General features: G+C 66.1%; 17 protein-coding genes (1 of these 17 cut by a window edge). 10 read left to right on the top strand and 7 right to left on the bottom strand.

Annotated features, from left to right (window positions below; genetic code table 11):
* On the bottom strand, positions 1-79 hold the 5' end (the start) of the coding sequence (gene tyrS, locus ACVOLQ_RS02475; RefSeq protein WP_481526951.1) for a tyrosine--tRNA ligase. It extends 1136 nt beyond the left edge of the window; 79 of the gene's 1215 nt are visible here — the first part of the coding sequence; it begins with the start codon at positions 77-79; its stop codon lies off the left edge, out of view.
* 167 nt (positions 80-246) lie between these two features.
* Between tyrS and ACVOLQ_RS02470 the strand changes: the two genes are divergently transcribed.
* Both ACVOLQ_RS02470 and ACVOLQ_RS02465 read left to right on the top strand, forming a co-directional pair.
* Entirely contained in the window at positions 247-1704 is a 1458-nt protein-coding gene (locus ACVOLQ_RS02470; RefSeq protein WP_481526950.1) for a peptidoglycan DD-metalloendopeptidase family protein, read from the top strand.
* 74 nt (positions 1705-1778) lie between these two features.
* Positions 1779-2903 (top strand): anhydro-N-acetylmuramic acid kinase, encoded by a 1125-nt coding sequence (locus ACVOLQ_RS02465; RefSeq protein WP_481526949.1) that lies wholly within the window; start codon positions 1779-1781, stop codon positions 2901-2903.
* Between the two features lie 152 nt (positions 2904-3055).
* On the opposite strand, the gene ACVOLQ_RS02460 is transcribed toward ACVOLQ_RS02465, so the two are convergent.
* From ACVOLQ_RS02460 to ACVOLQ_RS02450, 3 genes are all read right to left on the bottom strand, one after another.
* Positions 3056-3283: a hypothetical protein gene (locus ACVOLQ_RS02460; RefSeq protein ID WP_312371341.1), complete on the bottom strand. Its 228-nt coding sequence runs from the start codon at positions 3281-3283 to the stop codon at positions 3056-3058.
* Positions 3284-3362: 79 nt separating this feature from the next.
* Positions 3363-4892: an AmpG family muropeptide MFS transporter gene (locus ACVOLQ_RS02455; RefSeq protein ID WP_481526948.1), complete on the bottom strand. Its 1530-nt coding sequence runs from the start codon at positions 4890-4892 to the stop codon at positions 3363-3365.
* On the bottom strand, positions 4889-5689 hold the full coding sequence (locus tag ACVOLQ_RS02450; RefSeq protein ID WP_313174632.1) for an exodeoxyribonuclease III: 801 nt from the start codon (positions 5687-5689) through the stop codon (positions 4889-4891). The genes ACVOLQ_RS02455 and ACVOLQ_RS02450 overlap by 4 nt, the downstream gene beginning before the upstream one ends.
* 196 nt (positions 5690-5885) lie before the next feature.
* On the opposite strand from ACVOLQ_RS02450, the gene pyrE reads away from it, so the two are divergent.
* The 8 genes from pyrE (at position 5886) to ACVOLQ_RS02410 (ending at position 16054) form a co-directional block, all read left to right on the top strand.
* Positions 5886-6545 (top strand): orotate phosphoribosyltransferase, encoded by a 660-nt coding sequence (pyrE, locus tag ACVOLQ_RS02445; RefSeq protein ID WP_313174631.1) that lies wholly within the window; start codon positions 5886-5888, stop codon positions 6543-6545.
* A gap of 75 nt (positions 6546-6620) precedes the next feature.
* Complete coding sequence (locus ACVOLQ_RS02440; RefSeq protein WP_481526954.1) at positions 6621-7271, top strand: hypothetical protein; 651 nt, start codon at positions 6621-6623, stop codon at positions 7269-7271.
* A 904-nt stretch (positions 7272-8175) separates the two neighbouring features.
* Complete coding sequence (locus ACVOLQ_RS02435) at positions 8176-8268, top strand: potassium-transporting ATPase subunit F (protein ID WP_054660392.1); 93 nt, start codon at positions 8176-8178, stop codon at positions 8266-8268.
* An 11-nt stretch (positions 8269-8279) separates the two neighbouring features.
* Positions 8280-9998 carry a potassium-transporting ATPase subunit KdpA gene (gene kdpA, locus ACVOLQ_RS02430; RefSeq protein ID WP_481526947.1) on the top strand — a complete coding sequence of 573 codons (1719 nt, stop codon included), beginning with the start codon at positions 8280-8282 and terminating at the stop codon, positions 9996-9998.
* A gap of 8 nt (positions 9999-10006) precedes the next feature.
* Entirely contained in the window at positions 10007-12052 is a 2046-nt protein-coding gene (kdpB, locus tag ACVOLQ_RS02425) for a potassium-transporting ATPase subunit KdpB (RefSeq protein WP_481526946.1), read from the top strand.
* A gap of 8 nt (positions 12053-12060) precedes the next feature.
* On the top strand, positions 12061-12657 hold the full coding sequence (kdpC, locus tag ACVOLQ_RS02420) for a potassium-transporting ATPase subunit KdpC (protein ID WP_481526945.1): 597 nt from the start codon (positions 12061-12063) through the stop codon (positions 12655-12657).
* A gap of 36 nt (positions 12658-12693) precedes the next feature.
* Positions 12694-15354 carry an ATP-binding protein gene (locus ACVOLQ_RS02415; protein ID WP_481526944.1) on the top strand — a complete coding sequence of 887 codons (2661 nt, stop codon included), beginning with the start codon at positions 12694-12696 and terminating at the stop codon, positions 15352-15354.
* The gene (locus ACVOLQ_RS02410) at positions 15344-16054 is read left to right on the top strand and encodes a response regulator transcription factor (protein ID WP_313173141.1); all 711 of its coding nucleotides are present in this window, start codon (positions 15344-15346) and stop codon (positions 16052-16054) included. Before ACVOLQ_RS02415 ends, ACVOLQ_RS02410 begins: the two co-directional genes overlap by 11 nt.
* A 398-nt stretch (positions 16055-16452) precedes the next feature.
* Here ACVOLQ_RS02410 and ACVOLQ_RS02405 read toward each other — a convergent pair whose 3' ends face one another.
* Genes ACVOLQ_RS02405 through coaBC form a run of 3 tightly spaced genes read right to left on the bottom strand, consistent with a single transcriptional unit; the run spans position 16453 to position 20526 of the window.
* Positions 16453-18804 carry a phosphomannomutase/phosphoglucomutase gene (locus ACVOLQ_RS02405; protein ID WP_481526943.1) on the bottom strand — a complete coding sequence of 784 codons (2352 nt, stop codon included), beginning with the start codon at positions 18802-18804 and terminating at the stop codon, positions 16453-16455.
* A 16-nt stretch (positions 18805-18820) separates the two neighbouring features.
* Complete coding sequence (gene dut / locus ACVOLQ_RS02400) at positions 18821-19288, bottom strand: dUTP diphosphatase (RefSeq protein WP_313173143.1); 468 nt, start codon at positions 19286-19288, stop codon at positions 18821-18823.
* Positions 19285-20526, bottom strand: coding sequence for a bifunctional phosphopantothenoylcysteine decarboxylase/phosphopantothenate--cysteine ligase CoaBC (gene coaBC, locus ACVOLQ_RS02395; protein WP_481526942.1), 1242 nt, complete (start codon positions 20524-20526; stop codon positions 19285-19287). Before coaBC ends, dut begins: the two co-directional genes overlap by 4 nt.
* Positions 20527-20554: the final 28 nt, after the last annotated feature.

Genomic DNA, 20554 nt, shown 5'->3' with positions numbered 1-20554 from the left:
GCTGGCGCAGTTCTTCCACCTTGAGGATTTCATCGGCTCCACGACCGATCAGGGCAAGGGCTTCATCAATCGAGGACACGCTAAAACTCCCGACTTCGCAGTCAAAAACATGAATGGTGTTAAGTACAAGTTAACCACGTTAACCGATCGAAAAGCCATGCGGCTCAATGGTTTGACGCGGTATTGATACGTGTCTATGTTACTCGCGTTTGGGCCCGCGATCCGGGTCGACCAGAGAACCGACCGATGTCCCAACCCGATCATGGCTCCGCGCGCAAACAGCGCTTCCAGGAAAGACTCCACGTCCTGCACGACAACGCCCTGCATCGGAAGTTGAAGGAACATCTGCCCGCCGCGTTCAACGAACGCTGGAACCGGCGGCACTGGATCCACGCCAGCCTGTTCGTCACCATCGGTGCATTGGCGGCGACAATCGTCCCCGGTTTTTCCAATTCCATCGACAGCAACCTGCCGTCGTCGCATTCCACGCTTGCCCTGCCCCTGCCGCCGCTGTCACTGGCGCGGCGCGGCGAAACCCCCGGCGACAGCTGGCAGATCCAGCGGGTGCAACGTGGCCAGACCCTGAGTGACCTGTTCGAAGCCGCCGGTGTACCGGCGACCACCATGCAGAAGGTGCTGGACCATCCAGGCACCCGCGAGGTGCTGACCAAGCTGCGCCCGGGCGCCGAAATCGCCTTCGACCTGCCGGTAAACGGCAGCCTGCGCAGCATCCGTTTCGACCGCGATGGCAATCATCGGGTTGAGCTGAGCCTGCAGGGCGACCAGATCCGCGAAAAGGTCAGCGAGCGTGCAACCAGCACCCGCACCGTGGTGGCCAGCGGTGAAATCACCAGTTCGCTGTACAACGCCGCGCGCAAGGCAGGCCTGTCGCCCTCGGCCATCGCCACGATGACCGATGAAATATTCAAGTACGACATCGACTTCTCCAAGGACCTGCAGCCGGGCGACCGCTTCAGCGTGGTCATGGACGAGACCTGGCGCGAAGGCGAGCGCATCGACACCAGCAAGATCCTGGCAGCGACCTTCCAGACCGGCGGCAAGACCTATACCGGCTTCCGGTTTGATCGCAATGGCAAGTCCGAATACTTCGACCTCAACGGCCGTTCGTTGAAGAAGAGCTTCATCCGCTCGCCGATCCAGTTCGCGCGCCTGAGCTCGAACTACGGCACCCGCCGCCATCCCATCCTCGGCACCATGCGCACCCACAAGGGCGTGGATTACGCCGCACGCACTGGCACCCCGATCATGGCCGCCGGCGACGCCCGCGTGCAGTTCGCCGGCACCCAGCGTGGCTACGGCAATGTGGTGATCCTCGACCACGGCAGCGGCCACACCACGCTGTACGGGCATATGTCGCGGCTGGGGCCCTACCGTGCCGGCCAGCGTGTCGCCCAGGGCCAGGTCATCGGTTATGTGGGTTCCACCGGCATGTCGACCGGTCCGCATCTGCATTACGAATTCCGCGTCAACGGCGTGCACCGCAATCCACTGTCGGTGACGATGCCGCCGCCGCAGCCGCTGCAGGGCGCCGATCTGGCCGCCTTCCGTGCGCAGACCGCACCGGCGATGGCACGCATCCAGGGCATGGAAGAACTGATCTACGCCGATGCCGGCGACAGCAGGAAGCCGGTGGCAACGCAGACGGCCGCTGCCGCACCGGCAACCGGCGGCAAGCGCGGCTGAGCCAGCGCAACACCGTTGACGATACGGGCAGGGAGCTTGAAGCTTCCCTGCCCGTTTCTTTTATAGCGACCGCCATGTCCTCCGTTGATCCGCAGCTGCCGCTGTTTCTTGGCCTGATGTCCGGCACCAGCGCCGATGGCATCGATGCGGCGCTGGTGCAGTTTCCGCAGAGCGGTGGATGCCGCTTCGTACACGGCCATACCCATGCCTGGGACGGCGCGACCCGCGATGCCCTGATCGCGCTGGGCCAAGGCGGCGAGCCCGCATCGATGGATGCGCTGGGGCAGCTGGATGCCAGTGTTGGCATCGCCTTCGCCGCTGCCGCCAATCGGCTGCTGGAAGATGCCGGAGTGCGCCGCGAGCAGGTGCAGGCAATCGGCTCGCACGGCCAGACCATCCGTCATCGGCCGCTGAGCACTCCGGCTTTCACCTGGCAGCTCGGCGATGCCAACCGTATCGCCGAGCTGACCGGCATCACCACCGTTGCCGACTTCCGCCGCCGCGATGTGGCTGCTGGCGGACATGGCGCGCCGCTGATGCCAGCCTTTCATCTGGCGATGCTGGGCAGCGCCGATGAAGATCGCGCGGTGCTCAACCTCGGTGGTATTGCCAACCTGAGCCTGATTGCCCGCGATGGCAGCATCCGCGGCTTCGATACCGGCCCGGCCAATGCCTTGCTGGATGGCTGGTGCCAGCGCCATCTTGGTCATGCGTTCGATGCCGATGGTGCGTTTGCGGCCAGTGGTCGAATCGATGAAGCATTGTTGGGTCGGCTGCTGGCCGAGCCTTGGTTTGCCTTGCCGCCGCCGAAAAGTACCGGCCGCGAGCAGTTCCATCTTGAGTGGGTGGAGGCACAGCTGGATGCGGCGCCGCTGTCCCCCGCTGATGTACAAGCGACGCTGCTGGAGCTGACCGCAGCCACGGTGGCCGAGGCGCTGCTGGCGCAGCTGCCGGCTGCGCGGCGCGTGTTGGTCTGCGGCGGTGGTGTGCGCAATCCGCAGTTGCTGACGAGATTGCAGGCGCGGCTACCGGGCGTGCTGATCGGCTCCAGTGCCGAGCATGGACTGGACCCCGATTACATGGAGGCGATGGGCTTTGCGTGGCTGGCACAGGAAACCCTGGCTGGGCGGCCGGGCAATCTGCCCAGCGTCAGCGGCGCGCGCGGGCCGAGGATTCTGGGCGCGATTCATTTGGTGTGAGGCGCTGGCGTGAGGCGCTGGTGGTAGGCGGTAGTGCCGAGCCATGCTCGGCAGGGGCTTTACCGGGAACGCTCCAGCGTAGTGCCGAGCCATGCGCGGCAGAGGCTTTATCGGGAAGGCTCCAGCCGAGCATGGCTCGGCTCTACCTCGGCTCAGATGTCGCTGCCGGTTGGTAGCGCCTGCAGGGCCTTGATGGCCTCGGACAGGACGTCTACTTCGGGCTCCTCGAATCCACCGCGCACATGATGTTCGCTGGCGAACAAGCCTTGTTCCAGCAACGCCAGGCAGGTTTCCTCGCGGGTCCAGCCGCGCGCCACCGACAGACGGCGGATGCGCTCCATCAGCAGCGGATCGATATCACGCAGAGTCACGTCAGCCATGTGCACCACACTACTGTCGGCGAATCCCCCCGGCGGCATCATCAACGACACCGCCGGAGGATTCAATCAGCGCGCGGGATCAACCAGCGCGCGACAACTGGGTAGTGGCATCGACCTCGCGCCGCAGCCACCATGCCATCAGCAGGCCCGGCAGGCCCACCACCACCGATACCAGGAAGAAAATCTGCCAGCCATAGGCGTCGGCCAACACCCCTGCGAACGGCCCGACAAACACCCGCCCCAAGGTCGCAAATGCCGATAGCAAGGCGTAATGGGTGGCCGAGAAACGCGTTCCGCACAGCCCGCTAAGCAGGGCAACAAACGCGGCCGTGCCCATGCCACCGGCGAAGTTGTCCAAGCTCAATGCAAACAGCAGCAGGCCATCCATCGGCGTGGGCTGGTCCAGGTGGACGATCAACAGGTTGAACGCCGGCACCTCAACCGTGCCCCAGGCACCTGCTCCTTCCCGCGCCAGCAGGTAGAAACCGAGGTTGGACACCAACTGCAGCACGCCGAAGCCGATCACCGCCGTCGACAGACGCAGACGTAGCAGGAAGAAGCCACCGACGATGGCGCCAACAATCGTCATCAACAGGCCGATGGTCTTGTTGGCCAGCCCCACTTCAGCCTGGCTGAAACCCATGCCCTTGAGCAGGAACGGGGTGGACAGGCTCAACGCGAACGCGTCGCCCACCTTGTACAGCACCACCAAGGCCAGGAACGCCCCCGCGCCGCGCATGCCGAAATAACTGCGCAGCGACGCGTTGAGCGTCTCGAACCGTACCCAACGGGTAACGCCCAGCCCCAACACCATGGCCGCGGCGATCTGGGTGACGACGAACACCAGCCGCACCCAGCGGTCGGTGCTGTCTGGATCGAGCCCGAACAATACCAGCGCCTGATGGGCCAACCATGCCCCCAGCGCCACGCCGGCGACCAGCGCCAGAAAACCACGCAGCTCACCACCGGCCTTGGAGACCGGTGCCTTGAAGCGTTCCGGCAACTGCGGCATCAACAGCAGCGCCAACACGCCCACTGCCACCGACAGGCCCGCCATCACCCGGTAGACCTGCGGCCAGCTCTGCCATTGCTCGGCCCAGATAAGGGTGATGCCGCCAGAAAGAACCATCGCCAGACGATAGCCAAGGACGGTAAGCGAACCGCCCAGGCCGCGCTCGGCCGGCGCCAGCAGATCGGTGCGGTAGGCATCGATCACCACATCCAGCGTGGCTGACAAGCAGGCCACCAGCACCGCCACCGACGCGAACAACGCCAGATTGCGCGATGGCGACAGCGTGCTCATGAAGGTCAATGCCACGCCAAGCGCGAACAGCATCAGAACGATCCAGCCACGCCTGCGTCCGAGTATCGGCAGGTCGAAGCGGTCGATCAGCGGCGCCCACAGGAACTTGAAGGTGTACGGGATACCGATCAGTGACAGGAAGCCGAGCGTGACCAGGTCCAGCCCGTCCACGGTCAGCCATGCCTGCATCGCACCGCCGGTCAGTGCCAACGGCAGGCCGGAGGCAAAACCGAGCAGCAGGATCACGAACAACCGCCGCAGGCGTTGCAGCCCTGCCGGCGGGGCTTCCACTACCGCTTCACTCACAGGTCGTAGTCCACGGTGAACGGGGCGTGGTCGGAGAAGCGCTGGCCGGTATAGATCGAACTGCCACGCAGGCGCTCACGCAGGCCCGGGGTGACGAACTGGTAGTCGATGCGCCAACCGACATTATTGGCGCGGGCCGCGCCACGGTTGCTCCACCAGGTGTAGTCCTGGCCTTCGGGGTGCAGCGCGCGGTAGGCGTCCACCCAACCGCGGCCCTTGGCCGTGTCGGTCAGTTCGGCCTGGTCGGCGCAGAAACCGTTCATCCAATCGCGTTCCTCGGGCAGGCAGCCGGAGTTCTTCTGGTTGGACTTCCAGTTCTTGATATCCAGCGCGCTGCGCACGATGTTCCAGTCGCCGCACAGCACATAGTCACGGCCACTGGCCAGCCACTCGTCCAGGATCGGCTTGAGCCACTCCATCACCTCGAACTTGAAGCCCTGGCGCAGGTCGCCCGAGGAGCCGGAGGGGATGTAGAACGAGACCACGCTGAGATTGCCGAAGCGTGCCTCGATGTAGCGGCCTTCATCATCGAACGGCGCCCAGCCCAATGCCGTACGCACCTCATCGGGCTCGCGGCGGCTCCAGATGCCTACGCCGCTATAACCCTTCTTGGTGATGGCATCACGGTAGAAGCAATGATGGCCATCCGGGCGGAACAGCGCGTCGGTCAGCTGCGACTCCTGCGCCTTGGTTTCCTGAATGCAGAGCACGTCGGCCTGCTGGCCGAGGAACCACTCGTTGAAGCCCTTGGTAGTGGCCGAACGGATGCCATTGGCATTGAAACTGGTGATACGCATGAAGGACCGCTGTAAGGAAAGCTCAAGACCGGCACAGCATACCGCCCGGAACGGGGCGGTCGACAAACCTGCGGCGCTTTCGCCTGACAACCGCCCAGCCTTGCCGCCCAGGCCCCTCCAGGACGCGCAACGCAGCAATTGCAAGGGCCATGCTTTACCCTAGCAACCTCAATAGACGATAAGAAAGCGTATTTACATGAGTGACCACCGTTCCCGTTTCCTGCAGCTGGCGCTGAACGCCGACGCGCTGCGCTTTGGCCAGTTCACCCTCAAGTCCGGCCGCGTGAGCCCGTATTTCTTCAATGCCGGCCGTTTTGACACCGGCCTGGCCCTGGCCCAGCTGGGCAACTGCTACGCCGATGCCATCGACGATGCCGGCATTGCCTTCGACCAGTTGTTCGGCCCGGCCTACAAGGGCATCCCGCTGGCCACCGCGATTGCCTGCGAGTTCTCGCACCGCGGCCGCAACCTGCCGCTGACCTTCAACCGCAAGGAAGCCAAGGACCACGGCGAAGGCGGCAGCCTGATCGGCGCCGACATGGCCGGCAAGCGCATCCTGATCGTTGACGACGTGATCACCGCCGGCACCGCCATCCGCGAGGCCCTGGCCATCATCCGCGAGGCCAAGGGCATCCCGGCCGGCATCGTGGTGGCCCTGGACCGCCAGGAGATCGCCTCGGAGCAAGACCGCCGTTCGGCCGCCCAGGCCGTGTCGGCCGAAACCGGCATTCCGGTGATCGCCGTCGCCAATCTGGCCGATCTGCTTGCATTCGCCTCCGGGAACCCGGAACTTGTCGGCTATCGCGAACCGTTGCTGGCCTACCGTGGCCACTACGGGAGCAATCCGACAGGCTGATAGCAGGGGGCTGCCAAGGTGTCGAATCCGTCAAGAACCACCGCAACGTTGCTGCTGGTACTGGCCACGCTGGCAATGCCGGCGCTGGCCCAGAACCGGGCGTCTGATGCCGGCAAGAAGCTGTATTGCTGGGACGAGGGCGGCAAGCGCATCTGTTCGGACACGCTGCCACCGGAAGCGGTGAACAGCGCGCGCCAGGAGTTCAATGCCCGCAGCGGCACGCGCTCGGCAGAGGTACAGCGCGCGCTCACCGCCGAAGAACGCGCCGACGCGGCCCTGGCACAGGCCCAGCAGGAAGTGGATGCCGCGGCAGCCGATACGCGCAAGCGTACCGAGCAGGCCATGCTGTCCACGTATGCCACCGAAGACGATCTGCGCCGTGTGTTCAGTGAACGCACGGCGATCGTCGACAACAACATCAAGACGGCGATTTTCAACGTGACCAGCCTGCGTGGCGCCCTGGCGGCACAGCTCACCGCTGCCGGCAACAAGGAACTGGCCGGGCAGAAAGTGCCGGACAAGCAGGCTGGCGAGATCCGCCAGCGCCACAACGAGCTGTTGGCGCAGCTGCGCCTGCAGGCGGCATTTGAACAGCAGCGACAGGCGCTGGAAGTCGAGATCGCCGAGAGCCTGGCACGCTACCGCGAGCTGAAGGGGATCGCGGCACCGGTTGACGCAGCCGCCGCCCCGGCACCGGCTGTCAGCGCCGAGCCCGCCAAGGGCTGAGGTAGTGCCGAGCCATGCTCGGCAGGGGCTTTCCAAACCATTCACCAGCCTTGTAGGAGCGGCGTCAGCCGCGAAGCCAGCAGCGCTGGAAAGGCCACAAAGCCAACCCCTCCCCAACCCTCCCCTCCGCCTGCAGCGCAAGGGAGGGAGCAACAGCGGTAGTGCCGAGCCATGCTCGGCAGGGCTCTCCCGGTGAGCCATTGGATTGAGAACAAAAGCGGCCTTAAGGCCGCTTTTGTTGTTTAAAAGCCCCCCTCATCCGCCCTTCGGGCACCTTCTCCCGCAAGCGGGAGAAGGCATAGGCCGCCTGCGGCTGAAGGTCCACGTGTCACTGCGACTTCACCGGCGGTTGAAAGTCTGCGGAATACAGCAGATCCCCAGGCAGACTCCGCCCTCTCCCTCTGCCTGAAAAAGGGATAGGCCCCCTGCGGCTGAAGGTCCACGTGTCACTGCCACTCCACCGGCGATCAAAGGTCTGCGCGCTACGGCAGTCTCCATCGCCAGCCAAGACCATTCCTTCTCCCGCTTGCAGGGTCAAGAACAGGCGCTTTCGAGCCAAAGGCTCGTGACTGTTCGCAAAACCCGCGTGCTGCGCCGGGCCAGGCCGGGACTAGGAGCACGCAGAGCCTACTCCCCGCGAAGGCGGGAGCGGATGAAAGGAGCTCCAGCGCCGCTTGTGCTCCCCGCATCAGCGATCACCGCCCCAACAGCCCCCAACTTTTTACGCGCCTTTTACGCCAGCCCCGCCCAAGCAGCGTCGATCGTTTACGCCCCGCAGGATGACGATAACGGCCTGATCGGGGTGATCAGCGTAGTCGTCCGCGCCTGCCTGCCGCCCTGCCCGTCCACCGACGCAGGTTCCGGCACAGCCGGCCGCGTCCTGCTTTCGTTTCCGAGGTTTTCCATGCCCGGCTGGCTTGCTTTGTTGTGCGGCGTAGTGGTGCTGATCGCCGCTGCCTACCTGTTGTACGCGGTCCTTCGACCTGAGTCGTTCTGAGGAGCGCCGTCGTGATTGAAGCCACACTCATTCTTCTGGCCAGCCTGGCGCTGGCATGGCCGCTGGGTCTGTACCTGGCACGGCTGATGCGCGGTACGCCGATGCGTATCGACGTCCTCTTCCACTGGATCGAAAAGCCGCTGTACCGCGTGCTGGGCGTCGATCCCGCCCATTCCATGTCCTGGCGCGGCTATGTGGTCGCGTTCCTGATCAGCAACCTGGTGCTGGCGGTGCTGACCCAGGCGGTGTTCATGACCCAGGCCTGGTTGCCGTTGAACCCGGACAACATCCCCAACATGCGCTGGGACACCGCGCTGCACACCATGGTGTCGTTCCTGACCAACACCAACCAGCAGCACTACAGCGGCCAGGCGCAGCTGTCCTACTTCTCACAGATGACCGGCATCACCGGCCTGCAGGTGATCACCCCGATGATGGGGCTGGCACTGGCAGTGGCAACGCTGCGTGCCCTGTTCATGAAACCGGCCAGCAACGACAGCGGCAATGCCGCACCGCGCGTCACCGTCGGCAACTATTACGCCGACGTGGTGCGCCTGTGTCTGCGCTTCCTGCTGCCGCTGTGCCTGGTGTGGACGCTGCTGCTGAACTGGCAGGGCGTGCCTTCCACACTGGCCGCTGGCCCGCAGGCCACGCCGATCGATGCCGGTGCCGGCATGGAAACGCAGAAGATCCCGCTCGGCCCGGTCGCAGCCATGGTTGCGGCCAAACAACTCGGCGCCAATGGCGGTGGCTGGTATGGCCCGAACAGCAGCTTCCCGCTGGAAAACCCGACCCCGCTGTCCAATGCGCTGGAATTGATCGGCATCCTGCTGATCCCGATGGCCATCATCTGCATGCTCGGCAGCTTCACCGGACGGCGGCGCTTTGGTGCGCTGGTATTCGGCTGCATGCTGACCATGTCGGTGCTGTCCACCAGTGCCAGCCTATGGCTGGAAGGCCACAGCGCCAGCGCCGCCAGCGCGTTGCTGATGGAAGGCAAGGAAGCCCGCTTCGGTGCCGATGGCACGGCGCTGTGGTCGTCCATCACCACCCAGGTGCAGAACGGCTCGGTCAACGGCATGCATGACTCGCTGAGCCCGCTCGGCGGCATGATGCCCATCGTCAACATGCTGGTCAGCGCGATCTGGGGCGGCATTGGCTGCGGCATCCAGCAGTTCTTGGTCTACCTGATGATGGCGGTGTTCCTGGCCGGGCTGATGACCGGACGCACGCCCGAACTGCTCGGCCGCAAACTGGAAACGCCGCAGGTGCGCCTGCTGGCGGTGCTGGTGCTGCTGCAACCGATCACCCTGCTCGGCCTGACCGCACTGACGTTGGCCGTACCTGGCCTGGCCGGCACCTCCAACCCCGGCTTCCATGGCATCAGCCAAGTGTTCTACGAGTTCACCTCGGCCTATGCCAACAACGGCTCCGGCTTTGAAGGGCTGGCCGACAACAGCGTGTGGTGGAACCTGAGTTGTGCGCTGGTGTTGGCATTGGGTCGCTTCCCGATCCTGATCATCCCGCTGGTCATTGCCACCCAGCTGGCGGCCAAACGGCAGGTGCCACAAAGCGCGGGCAGCCTGCAGATCGAAACCCCGACCTTCGCCCTGACGCTTGTCTGCGTGGTCATCGTCCTTACCGTGCTGCAGTTCCTGCCGGCGCTGGTGCTTGGCCCGGTGGCCGAACACCTGAGCCTGCTGGCCCTGCAGGGAGCCCCCTCACCGTGAACACCCCCATGAACCGCCCTGTTTCCCACACAACGCCGCGCCCAGCCCTGCTTGATGGCGCCGGCCTGCGCCGTGCGCTGCTGGACTCGCTGCGCAAGCTGTCGCCGCTGCACCTGCTGCACAACCCGGTGATGGCGGTGGTGATGGCCGGCACCGTGCTGGCGCTGCTTGTCACCCTCAGTGGCACGGCACCGATGGGCTTCGGCCTGGCTGTCACCGCGATCCTGCTGCTGACCGTGCTGTTCGGCAACTTCGCCGAAGCGGTAGCCGAGGCACGTGGCCGTGGCCAAGCCGCCTCGCTGCGGCGCGCACGCCAGGACCTGGTCGCACGGCGTGTCGCCACGCCGTTGCAGGGCGCTGCAGAAAGCCGTGTACCGGCCGCCGAGCTGCACCCCGGTGAGTATGTGATCGTCAGTGCCGGCGAGTTCGTGCCGGCCGACGGCGAGATCGTGCGCGGCCTGGCCACCATCAACGAGGCTGCTGTCACCGGCGAATCGGCACCGGTGCTGCGCGAGGCCGACACCGACCGCTCCGGCGTGATCGGCGGCACCAAGGTGCTGTCCGACGAGATCGTGGTGCGGGTCAGTGCCGAGCCGGGCCACAGCTTCCTGGACCGCATGATCGCGCTGGTGGAAGGCGCCAACCGACAGAAAACGCCGAACGAGATCGCCCTGACCCTGTTGCTGGCGGCGATGTCGCTGACCTTCCTGGTGGTGGTCGCCACGCTGCCGGCGATTGCGGGCTTTGTCGGCGTCACGGTCGATCCGCTGCTGCTGATCGCCCTGCTGGTGTGCCTGATCCCGACCACCATCGGCGGTCTGCTGCCGGCCATCGGTATCGCCGGCATGAACCGCGCACTGCAGGCCAATGTGCTGGCCAAATCGGGCAAGGCCGTGGAAGTGGCCGGCGACGTCGATGTGCTGTTGCTCGACAAGACCGGCACCATCACCTACGGCGACCGCCAGGCCACGCACTTCCATCCCTTGGCCGGCATCGATGCGGCGCAGCTGCGTGAGGCCGCATTGCTGTCCTCGCTGGCCGACCCGACCCCGGAAGGCAAATCCATCGTGCGTCTGGCCCGCCAGCAGGCCTGCAACACCGCCGAACCGGACAAAGCGGAGTATCTGGCGTTTACCGCACAAACCCGCATGTCTGGCGTTGACCTGGACAACGGCCGCAGCATCCGCAAGGGCGCTGCCGATGCCATCAGCGCGCACGTGCTGGCGCTGGGCGGCACGGTGCCGAACGAGCTGCAGGCGCGGGTGGATCAGGTTGCCCGTGGCGGTGCCACGCCGCTGGTGGTCAGCGAAGGAAAACACGTACTCGGCGTGGTGGAGCTGGCCGACGTGGTCAAGCACGGCATGCGTGAGAAGTTCGCGCAGCTGCGGGCGATGGGCATCCGCACGGTGATGATCACCGGTGACAACCCGCTTACCGCCGCCGCCATTGCCGCCGAGGCCGGCGTGGACGACTACATCGCCCAGGCCAGGCCCGAGGACAAGCTGGCACGCATCCGCAGCGAGCAGGCCGGTGGCCGGCTGGTAGCGATGGTCGGCGACGGCACCAACGATGCGCCGGCGCTGGCCCAGGCCGACATCGGCCTGGCGATGAACTCCGGCACGCAGGCGGCCAAGGAGGCCGGGAACATGGTCGACCTGGATTCGGACCCGGCCAAGCTGCTGTCCGTGGTGGAAGTGGGCAAGCAGCAGCTGATCACCCGCGGCGCGCTGACCACCTTCTCGCTGGCCAACGACGTATCCAAATACTTCGCCATCCTGCCGGCGCTGTTCGCGGCCAGCATCCCGTCGATGGCGGCCTTGAACGTGATGCAGCTGTCGAGCCCGCGCAACGCGGTGCTGGCCGCACTGATCTTCAATGCACTGGTGATTCCGGCCCTGATTCCGCTGGCCCTGCGCGGTGTGCGTTTCCGCCCGGCCACCGCCACCGCGCTGCTGCGGCGGAACATGCTGGTGTACGGGCTGGGCGGCGTGCTGCTGCCGTTTGCGGCCATCAAGGCCATCGACCTTCTTCTTGTCCTGGTATTTGGCGCATGAACACCTCAATGAAATCTTCCCATCGCTCCGGCAACCCGCTGTGGCGGCCGGCCATTGGTCTGTCCGTGTTCGGCCTGCTTGGCACCGGCCTGGTCTATGCGGTGCTGGCGACCGGCATCTCCGGCTCGCTGTTCCCGGCGCAGGCCGACGGCAGCCTGATCCGCGATGCCGATGGACAGGTGCGCGGCTCGCTTTATCTGGCGCAGCCGTTCGTTGGCGATGGTTATTTCCAGAGCCGTCCTTCGGCGGCCAACTACGACCCGATGGCCGCGGCCGGCAGCAATATGGCGCGCAGCAATCCAGACCTGGTCAAACGCGTCAGCGAGGCCACCGCCGCCGTCGCCGCACGCGAGAAGATCGACCCGGCCACGGTGCCGGCCGACCTGGTCACGCAGTCGGCCAGCGGGCTGGACCCGGAGCTGTCTTCGGCTGCGGTGCAGGTGCAGGTGGCACGCGTTGCCGCGGCACGCGGCTGGTCGCAGGCAGAGGTGCAAGCGCTGGTTGATGCTCAACTGCAGGACCGCCAATGGGGCGTATTCGGACAGCCGCGCATCAACGTGATTGCCCTCAACCTGGCCTTGGACCAGGCCGCGCATGCGCCCTGATGCGGGGCGCGCCTGCAACAGCGCACAATCGTGGCCATGAACGACTCCCGTAGCCGCCAGGCCGATGCCTTGGCCGAGGCCCTGCAACGCGACGCCGACGGCAAGCTCACCGTCTTCCTCGGCGCTGCACCGGGCGTGGGCAAGACTTTCAGCATGCTTACCCGCGCCCAGGAACAGCTGCGGCGCGGCGTGGACGTGATGGCGGCCGTGGTGGAAACCCATGGCCGCAGCGATACCGCCGCCCTGCTCGACGGCCTGCCGCGCATTGCCATGTGCGCGGTGGAGTACCACGGTCACCAACTGCAGGAGATGGATCTGGATGCGGTGCTGGCGCGCAGGCCGGCACTGGTGCTGGTCGATGAACTGGCCCATCGCAATGCCCCCGGCAGCCGCCATGAGCGGCGCTGGCAGGATGTGATGGAGCTGCTCGATGCCGGTATCGACGTGTGGACGACAATCAACATCCAGCACCTGGAAAGCCTCAACGATGTGGTGATGCGCATCACCGGCGTGCGCGTCAGCGAGACCGTGCCCGACGTGGTATTCGACCGTCTGCATGACATCGTGCTGGTCGATCTGCCACCGCGCGAGCTGATCGAGCGCCTGCAGCAGGGCAAGGTCTACGTACCGGAACAGGCCGCGCAGGCGCTGCAGGCGTTCTTCTCACCGGCCAACCTCACCGCCCTGCGCGAGCTGGCCATGCAGGAAGCCGCCGACCGCGTCGACAGCAGCCTGCGCGAGACCCGCGCCGCGCGCGGCGAAGGCAATCTGCCGCTGCGCCGCCGCGTTGTGGTTGCCATCGACGGCGGCGGCCAGAGCGAATACCTGGTGCGGGTAGCGCGGCGCATCGCCGAGCGCCGCGATGCACCGTGGACGGTGGTGACCGTGCAACATCGGCGTCACGACGAGGCAACCCGTCGCGAAATCGACGATGCGTTCGCACTGGCGCGGCGGTTGGGCGGCGACGCCGAACTGCTGCACGGGCCGGGCATCGCCGATGCGCTGCTCGACTACGCCGCCCATAACGCGGTGTCGTCGCTGGTGCTCGGCCGTACCCGCGAACGGCCACTGGCGCGCCTGTTCAACCAGACCCTGACCCAACAGTTGATCCAACGCGGCGCCCACTACGAGATCACCATCATCAGCACGCCGCAGGCGCGCGCCAATGCGCGTCGCTTCGGCCTGTCGCTGGCCCCGGACAGCTGGGGCAAGGATGCGATGACGGCGGTATTGGCCACCGTCGTTGCCTGCCTGGCCGCATGGCTGGGCGAACACTGGATAGGCCTCAGCGACCTGGCGATGGTGTTCATCGTGGCGGTGGTGCTGGTGGCTGCACGCACGCGCATGAGTGCGGCGGTACTGGCAGCGACGCTGTGCTTCCTGGCCTACAACTTTTTCTTCATCGCGCCGCGCTTCACCTTTGCGATCAGCGCGCGCCAGGGCGTGATAACCGTCTTCCTGTTCCTCGCCGCCGCACTGGTCGCCGGCCGCCTGGCCTCGCGCCTGCGCATGCAGGTGGTGGCGCTGCGCGCCGCCAACCGCCACGCCAATGTGCGGCAGACGCTGGGCCGGCAACTGGTGGGCGCCACCGACAATGCCCAGGTTGCCCATGCCGGGCGGGTAGCCTTGGAACAGGCGCTGGATGCACCGGCCTGGGTGCGGCTGGGCGCCGATACCAGTACCAGCGGCAGCGCTGCCCCCGGCGACACCGATCTGGCTGCGGCCGATTGGGCCCTGCGCCACGGCCAGCCTGCCGGCCGCTTCACCGACACGCTGGCCGGTGCCGGCTGGTGGTTCCTGCCGCTGCTGGACGGCGAGGCACATGCGATAGGCGTGGCCGGGCTACGCTTCGACCACCAGCATCCCCGCCTGGCCCCGGAACAACGCCAGCTGGTGGAAGCGATGGCCGACGACATCGCCCAGGCTGCGCTACGCACGCGGCTGGTGGCCGATCTGGAAACCGCGCATCTGCACAACGAAACCGAGCGCCTGCGCTCTGCACTACTGTCCTCGGTATCACACGATCTGCGCTCGCCGCTGGCCGCGATGATCGGCTCGGCCGACAGCCTGTCCAACTACGCCGATGCGATGGACGCCAGCGACCGTCGCGCCCTGCTCGACACCATCGTGGTCGAGGGCGAGCGGCTGGACCGCTATATCCAGAACCTGCTGGATATGACCCGGCTCGGCCATGACGGGCTCAAGCTCAACCGCGACTGGATCGGTGTGGACGAGCTGATCGGCTCGGCCGCGCGCCGGCTGCAGCGCTATCAGCCGGAGGTGCGGTTGCAACTGGATATCCCGGCAACGCTGGCACCGATCTGGGTGCACCCGGCGCTGGTCGAACAGGCGGTGTTCAATGTGATGGAGAACGCGGCCAAATTCTCGCCCGCCGAGATACCGATCGAGGTGCATGCGCGCCAGCATGATGGCGAACTGGTCATCGACGTGATCGACGCCGGCCCCGGCATCCCCGATGACCAGCGCGCGCGCATCTTCGACATGTTCTACAGCGTGGAGCGCGGCGACCGTGGCCGCCAGGGCACCGGCCTGGGCCTGACCATCTGCCAGGGCATGATTGGTGCCCATGGCGGCCGTGTCGAGGCGCTGCCGGGCCACGACGGACGCGGTACCCTGATACGCATGAGCCTACCCATGCTCCAGCCGTACCCTGAGAGCCCGCGCGATGATGGCTGAAGCGCCGGCCATTCCGCCGCCGCGCGTGCTGGTGGTGGATGACGAAGTACAGATCCGGCGCTTTCTGGATATCTCACTGCGCGCGCAGGGTTATGCGGTCAGCCAGGCAGCCAACGGCGCCGAAGGCCTGCAACGGCTGGCCGAGGACGGTGCCGACCTGGTGGTGCTGGATATCGGCCTGCCCGACATGGAAGGCCATGACGTGCTGGCCGAGCTGCGGCAATGGAGCCAGGTGCCGGTGATCATGCTCAGCGTGCGTGCCGGCGAGGCGGAGAAGGTGCGGGCCCTGGACAATGGCGCCAACGACTACGTGACCAAGCCGTTCGGCACCCAGGAGCTGATGGCACGGGTGCGGGCGCTGCTGCGCAGCCGCAGCACCGACAGCGAAGGCCAGGTGCCGGTGTTCGACGATGGTCACCTGCATATCGACCTGGCCCGCCGCGACGTGCGCGTGGACGGCGAGGCGATTGCCCTGACCCGCAAGGAATACGCGCTGCTGGCGCTGCTGTTGCGCAACGCCGGGCGGGTGGTGACGCAGCCGCAGATCCTGCAGGAAATCTGGGGGCCGACGCACCGGCATGACACCCATTACCTGCGCATCCTGGTCGGGCGCTTGCGGCACAAGCTGGGCGATTCGGCATTGGAGTCGCGTTACCTGTTCACCGAGCCGGGTGTTGGTTTGCGGTTTGGTGGGACGTGAAGTGATGCGAGCCGGGTGTGGTGGTGGGAGCGGCGTCAGCCGGGAAGCTGGTCAAACAACTGCCGTTCGTTCTTCTAAGATTGTTGGTTCGGGAAACCCCTGTCGCAACGCGGCTGACGCCGCTCCTACAAGCGAGCGAAGGCACGAGCAACGGCAACCCCTCCCCGGCCCTCCCCTTGGCTACGCCAAAGGGAGGGAGACAAGCGACGGCGCTTCGATCTGACGGTCAGCGCACGATGCGCCCCCTCCCTTTGGCGCAGCCAAGGGGAGGGCTGGGGAGGGGTGCTCTTCGCGGTAATCCAAAGCCCTCAACCAGCCCGCTCGCAAGCAGCCGTCCAGAAAAAACAAAAGGCCGCCTCGCAACACGCGGGCGGCCTTTCGCCAGGCAGCACGCTCGATCAGAACCCCAGCTCGGTCCCGGCCGGCAATACCTGCAGCAACTGCTCACGGAACACCGCCTTGATCCGCTCCAGCGCGGCCTCGTCATTGCCTTCGAAACGCAGTACCAGCACCGGCGTGGTGTTGGACGCACGCACCAGCCCCCAGCCGTCGTTGAAATCGGCACGCAGGCCATCGATGGTGGAGATGCGGGCGCCCGCGAACGGTGACTCCTCCAACTGCGCCGCTGCCACGATCAAGGCCACCTGCGCATGCTGGGTGCCCTCTTCCACTGCCACCTTGAGCTCGGGCGTGGAGACCGCATCCGGCAGTTCGTTCAATACCTCCGACGGTTCTTCATCGCGTTGCGCCAGAATCTCCAGCAGGCGCGCCGCCGCGTACAGACCATCATCGAAGCCGTACCAGCGTTCCTTGAAGAAGAAGTGGCCGCTCATCTCGCCAGCCAGCTCGGCATCGGTCTCGCGCATCTTGGCCTTGACCAGCGAATGCCCGGTCTTCCACATCATCGGGCTGCCGCCATTGCGCAGGATGTAATCGGACAACTTTCCGGTGCACTTGACGTCGTAGATGACCATAGCGCCAGGGTTGCGGGCCAGCACATCGGCGGCGAACAACATCAGCAGGCGGTCGGCAAAGATGATCTTGCCGTCCTTGGTGACCACGCCCAAGCGGTCACCGTCACCATCGAAGGCCACGCCCAGGTCCGCGTCGAAACGCTTGACCATCTGCACCAGGTCTTCGAGGTTGTGCGGATCGCTGGGGTCCGGGTGGTGATTGGGGAAGTTGCCATCCACGTCGCAGTACAACGGAATGACCTCGGCACCGATGGCCTCCAGCAACTGCGGCGCCACCGCACCAGCCACACCGTTGCCGGCATCGGCGACGATCTTGAGCGGGCGGTCCAGCTGCACGTCATCGGCGATGCGCTGCACGTAGTCATTGATGACCTCACGCTGCTGCAGGCTGCCTTCGCTGTCGGCGCGCTGCAGGCGGCCTTCCTGGATGCGCTTGTACAGGTCGGTGATGGCACCGCCGGACAGGGTCTCGCCACCGATGACGATCTTGAAGCCGTTGTAGTCCGGTGGATTGTGGCTGCCGGTGACGGCGACGCAGCTGCCCGCACGCAGGTGGTAACTGGCGAAGTACACCACCGGTGTCGGTGCCATGCCGATATCGATGACATCGCAACCGGCGCGGCGCAGGCCCACGATCAGGGCATCGGCCAGCTCCGGTCCGGACAGGCGGCCATCGCGCCCCACCACCACGTCGCGCAGCCCCTGCGCCTGCATTTCGCTGCCAATCGCCTGCCCTATCAAGGTCGCGACACTGGCATTCAACTCGGTGCCAAGCACGCCACGGATGTCGTAGGCGCGGAAGATCACCGGCAATACCGCTTCGGCACCCGGCTCGACCTGCGCCTGCGGCGCATCACCCGTGCGCGCCGTGGCCGCCAACGGCACCGGCTGCGGGTCCTGCTCCAGTGTTTCCTGCAGGGTCGGGCCGGCGTCGTCGGCCTCGGCATTGTTCTTGCGCAGGGCCGGCAGGTTCATCAGACGCTTGCGCCCCAACAGCAGCAGCAATGCCGTGGCCACCAGCAACAGCGCCACGATGGCGCTGGGGATCACCCCCAGTCCCATCGCCCCGGTGTTGGCATCCGGCAACTCCGCCACCACCCGCAGGCCGGTGTCGCCGACCGGACGCGCCAGCGCGTCGGCGCTGTTGCCCAGGCTGGTGTCGCCCTTCTGGACGATGGTGAAGCCGCCCTGGCGCAGGCCCAGGAAGGCACTGTCCGGCGAGTCGATGCCATCAAACACGGAGGTCAAACGGGTCAGCGGCTGGCGGATGTAGATCACCGCCGGCTTGCCTTGCAGCAGCACCGGCGCGGCCAGGCCCAGGCGCGGACTCCCACCATCGCGGACTACCAGCGCTACCGGCTGGCCGGCGGTCAGGGCCTGTTCCAGCAAGGCCAACCGCGAGTATCCGAAGGTCGCCGGCTCGGCATAGGCCGCAGCCAGGCTGGCGTCGAGGACCTGCGCGTCTTCCACGCCGTTCCACTTGTCACGTACCGCCAAGGCGACGGCGGTTGCGTCGCCGCTGGCCAGCGCAGCCTTCACCGGCTCCAGCGCCAGCTGCTTGCCGAACTGCGATGTCTGCGCGGCCAACGCCTGCTGCACGCCGGTCACGGCCTGATCGCGGGACTGCTCCAACCCGGCACTGGTACCGGACTGCATCCATTGCTCTACCGCGCTCCAGCCGAACCAGCCGGCCAACAGCAGCAGCAATACCGCCAGCAGTGGTGTTGATCGACCCAGCGCGGGACGTGGCCGCCCGCTGTCATTGCCTTGGCTCATCGTGCGTTTCCCCCTGTCAGCGCACCCCGGTGTGGCCGAATCCACCCGTTCCACGTGCACTGTCGATGAAAGTATCCACTACCTGCAACGTCACGCGTGCAATCGGCATCACCACCAATTGCGCGATACGGTCACCGGGCTCGATGGTGAATGCATCGCGGCCCCGGTTCCATACGCTGATCAGCAGCGGCCCCTGGTAATCGGCATCGATCAGGCCCGTCCCGTTGCCCAGCACGATGCCGTGGCGATGGCCCAGCCCGGAACGCGGTAAAACCACCGCGCACAGCCCCGGATCGGCGATATGGATGGCAATGCCGCTGGGCAACAAGGCCGCATCGCCCGGCTCCAACGTCAACGGCGCTTCGATGGCGGCGCGCAGGTCCATGCCGGCGCTGGCCTCGGTGGCATAGGCGGGCAGCGGCCAGCTGTCACCGAAGCGCGGATCCAGCAACTTCACCTGCAAGGGCTGCAGTCCATTACTCATGCGTCCAACCTCTCTGCGATAAGGTCCAGCAACTGCTCTGCCAGCTGGGTCTTGGCGGTGCCCGGGAACTCGCGCAGGCCGCCGTTCCAGTAGGCCACGGCCGCGTTCTGGTCGCTCTCGAAACCATTGCCGGCAATGCCGACCTGGTTGGCGATGATCAGGTCCAGGTGCTTGTCGGCGAGCTTGCCGCGCGCATATTTCTCCACATCGTGGGTTTCGGCGGCAAAGCCGACCACCAGCTTCAAAGCCTGCTCCTGCACGGCCACTTCCGCCAGGATGTCGGCGGTGCGTACCAGCTCCAGGGTCAGGGTCTGGCTGCCGGCGGTCTTCTTCAGCTTCTGCGGCGAGACCTGGCGTGGCGTGTAATCGGCCACGGCGGCCGCGCCAATATAGATATCGGCAGGCAATGCGCCCAGCACCGCCTCTCGCATCTGCGCGGCCGAGCGCACATCAATGCGCTGCACGCCTGCCGGCGTGGGCAACTGCACCGGACCGCTGACCAACACCACCTGCGCGCCCTGACGGGCGGCGGCGGCGGCCAGGGCGTAGCCCATCTTGCCGCTGCTGCGGTTGCCGACGTAGCGCACCGGATCCAGATCTTCGTAAGTGGGACCGGCGCTGATCAGCACGCGCATGCCGTTCAGCCGGCCCGGCTTGGCCGGGGCCTGTGGGGCCAGATTGCCGGCAAGTGCCGCAATGATGGTCGGCGCTTCACTGACCCGGCCAGGGCCGGATTCACCCTCGGCCAGCGGGCCATCTTCCGGCCCGATCACCTGCACGCCGCGCTCGCGCAGCATGGCCATATTGGCCTGGGTTGCCGGGTGCAGCCACATGCGGTGGTTCATGGCCGGGCACACCGTCAGCGGTGCAGTGCTGGCCAGGCATAGCGTGGTGACCAGATCGTCAGCATTGCCATGCGTCAGCCGGGCCAGCAGATCAGCGGTGGCCGGGGCGATGAGGATGCGATCGGCCCAACGTGCCAGCTCGATATGACCCATGGCCTGCTCGGCGGCGCTGTCCCACAGCGTGGTGCGGGTGGGATGGCCGGACAGCGCCTGGAAGCTCAACGGGGTGACGAACTGCTGCGCCCCCGCCGTCATCGCAACCTGCACGGTGGCGCCGGCATCACGCAGCCGACGCACCAGCTCCAGCGACTTGTACGCAGCGATGCCGCCGCCGACGCATAGCAGCAGCTTCTGTCCTTCCAAGGGGCGGGAAGTGGGGGAAACGGCGGTCACGGATGGGGATTCCTAGGTACAGAAGAAG

Source organism: Stenotrophomonas sp. STEN031 (assembly GCF_056759975.1).
Note: the sequence above shows the minus strand (reverse complement) of the source record. Positions and strands in the feature narration are given on the sequence as shown.

Excerpts from the sequence above, each read along its gene's own strand:
- kdpC (WP_481526945.1), top strand. The coding sequence starts at position 12,061 with ATGAAATCTTCCCATCGCTCCGGCAACCCGCTGTGGCGGCCGGCCATT.
- ACVOLQ_RS02465 (WP_481526949.1), top strand. The coding sequence starts at position 1,779 with ATGTCCTCCGTTGATCCGCAGCTGCCGCTGTTTCTTGGCCTGATGTCC.
- pyrE (WP_313174631.1), top strand. The coding sequence starts at position 5,886 with ATGAGTGACCACCGTTCCCGTTTCCTGCAGCTGGCGCTGAACGCCGAC.
- kdpB (WP_481526946.1), top strand. The coding sequence starts at position 10,007 with ATGAACCGCCCTGTTTCCCACACAACGCCGCGCCCAGCCCTGCTTGAT.
- ACVOLQ_RS02405 (WP_481526943.1), bottom strand. The coding sequence starts at position 18,804 with ATGAGCCAAGGCAATGACAGCGGGCGGCCACGTCCCGCGCTGGGTCGA.
- ACVOLQ_RS02450 (WP_313174632.1), bottom strand. The coding sequence starts at position 5,689 with ATGCGTATCACCAGTTTCAATGCCAATGGCATCCGTTCGGCCACTACC.
- ACVOLQ_RS02440 (WP_481526954.1), top strand. The coding sequence starts at position 6,621 with ATGCCGGCGCTGGCCCAGAACCGGGCGTCTGATGCCGGCAAGAAGCTG.
- ACVOLQ_RS02470 (WP_481526950.1), top strand. The coding sequence starts at position 247 with ATGTCCCAACCCGATCATGGCTCCGCGCGCAAACAGCGCTTCCAGGAA.
- ACVOLQ_RS02435 (WP_054660392.1), top strand. The coding sequence starts at position 8,176 with ATGCCCGGCTGGCTTGCTTTGTTGTGCGGCGTAGTGGTGCTGATCGCC.
- dut (WP_313173143.1), bottom strand. The coding sequence starts at position 19,288 with ATGAGTAATGGACTGCAGCCCTTGCAGGTGAAGTTGCTGGATCCGCGC.
- ACVOLQ_RS02410 (WP_313173141.1), top strand. The coding sequence starts at position 15,344 with ATGATGGCTGAAGCGCCGGCCATTCCGCCGCCGCGCGTGCTGGTGGTG.
- ACVOLQ_RS02415 (WP_481526944.1), top strand. The coding sequence starts at position 12,694 with ATGAACGACTCCCGTAGCCGCCAGGCCGATGCCTTGGCCGAGGCCCTG.
- ACVOLQ_RS02460 (WP_312371341.1), bottom strand. The coding sequence starts at position 3,283 with ATGGCTGACGTGACTCTGCGTGATATCGATCCGCTGCTGATGGAGCGC.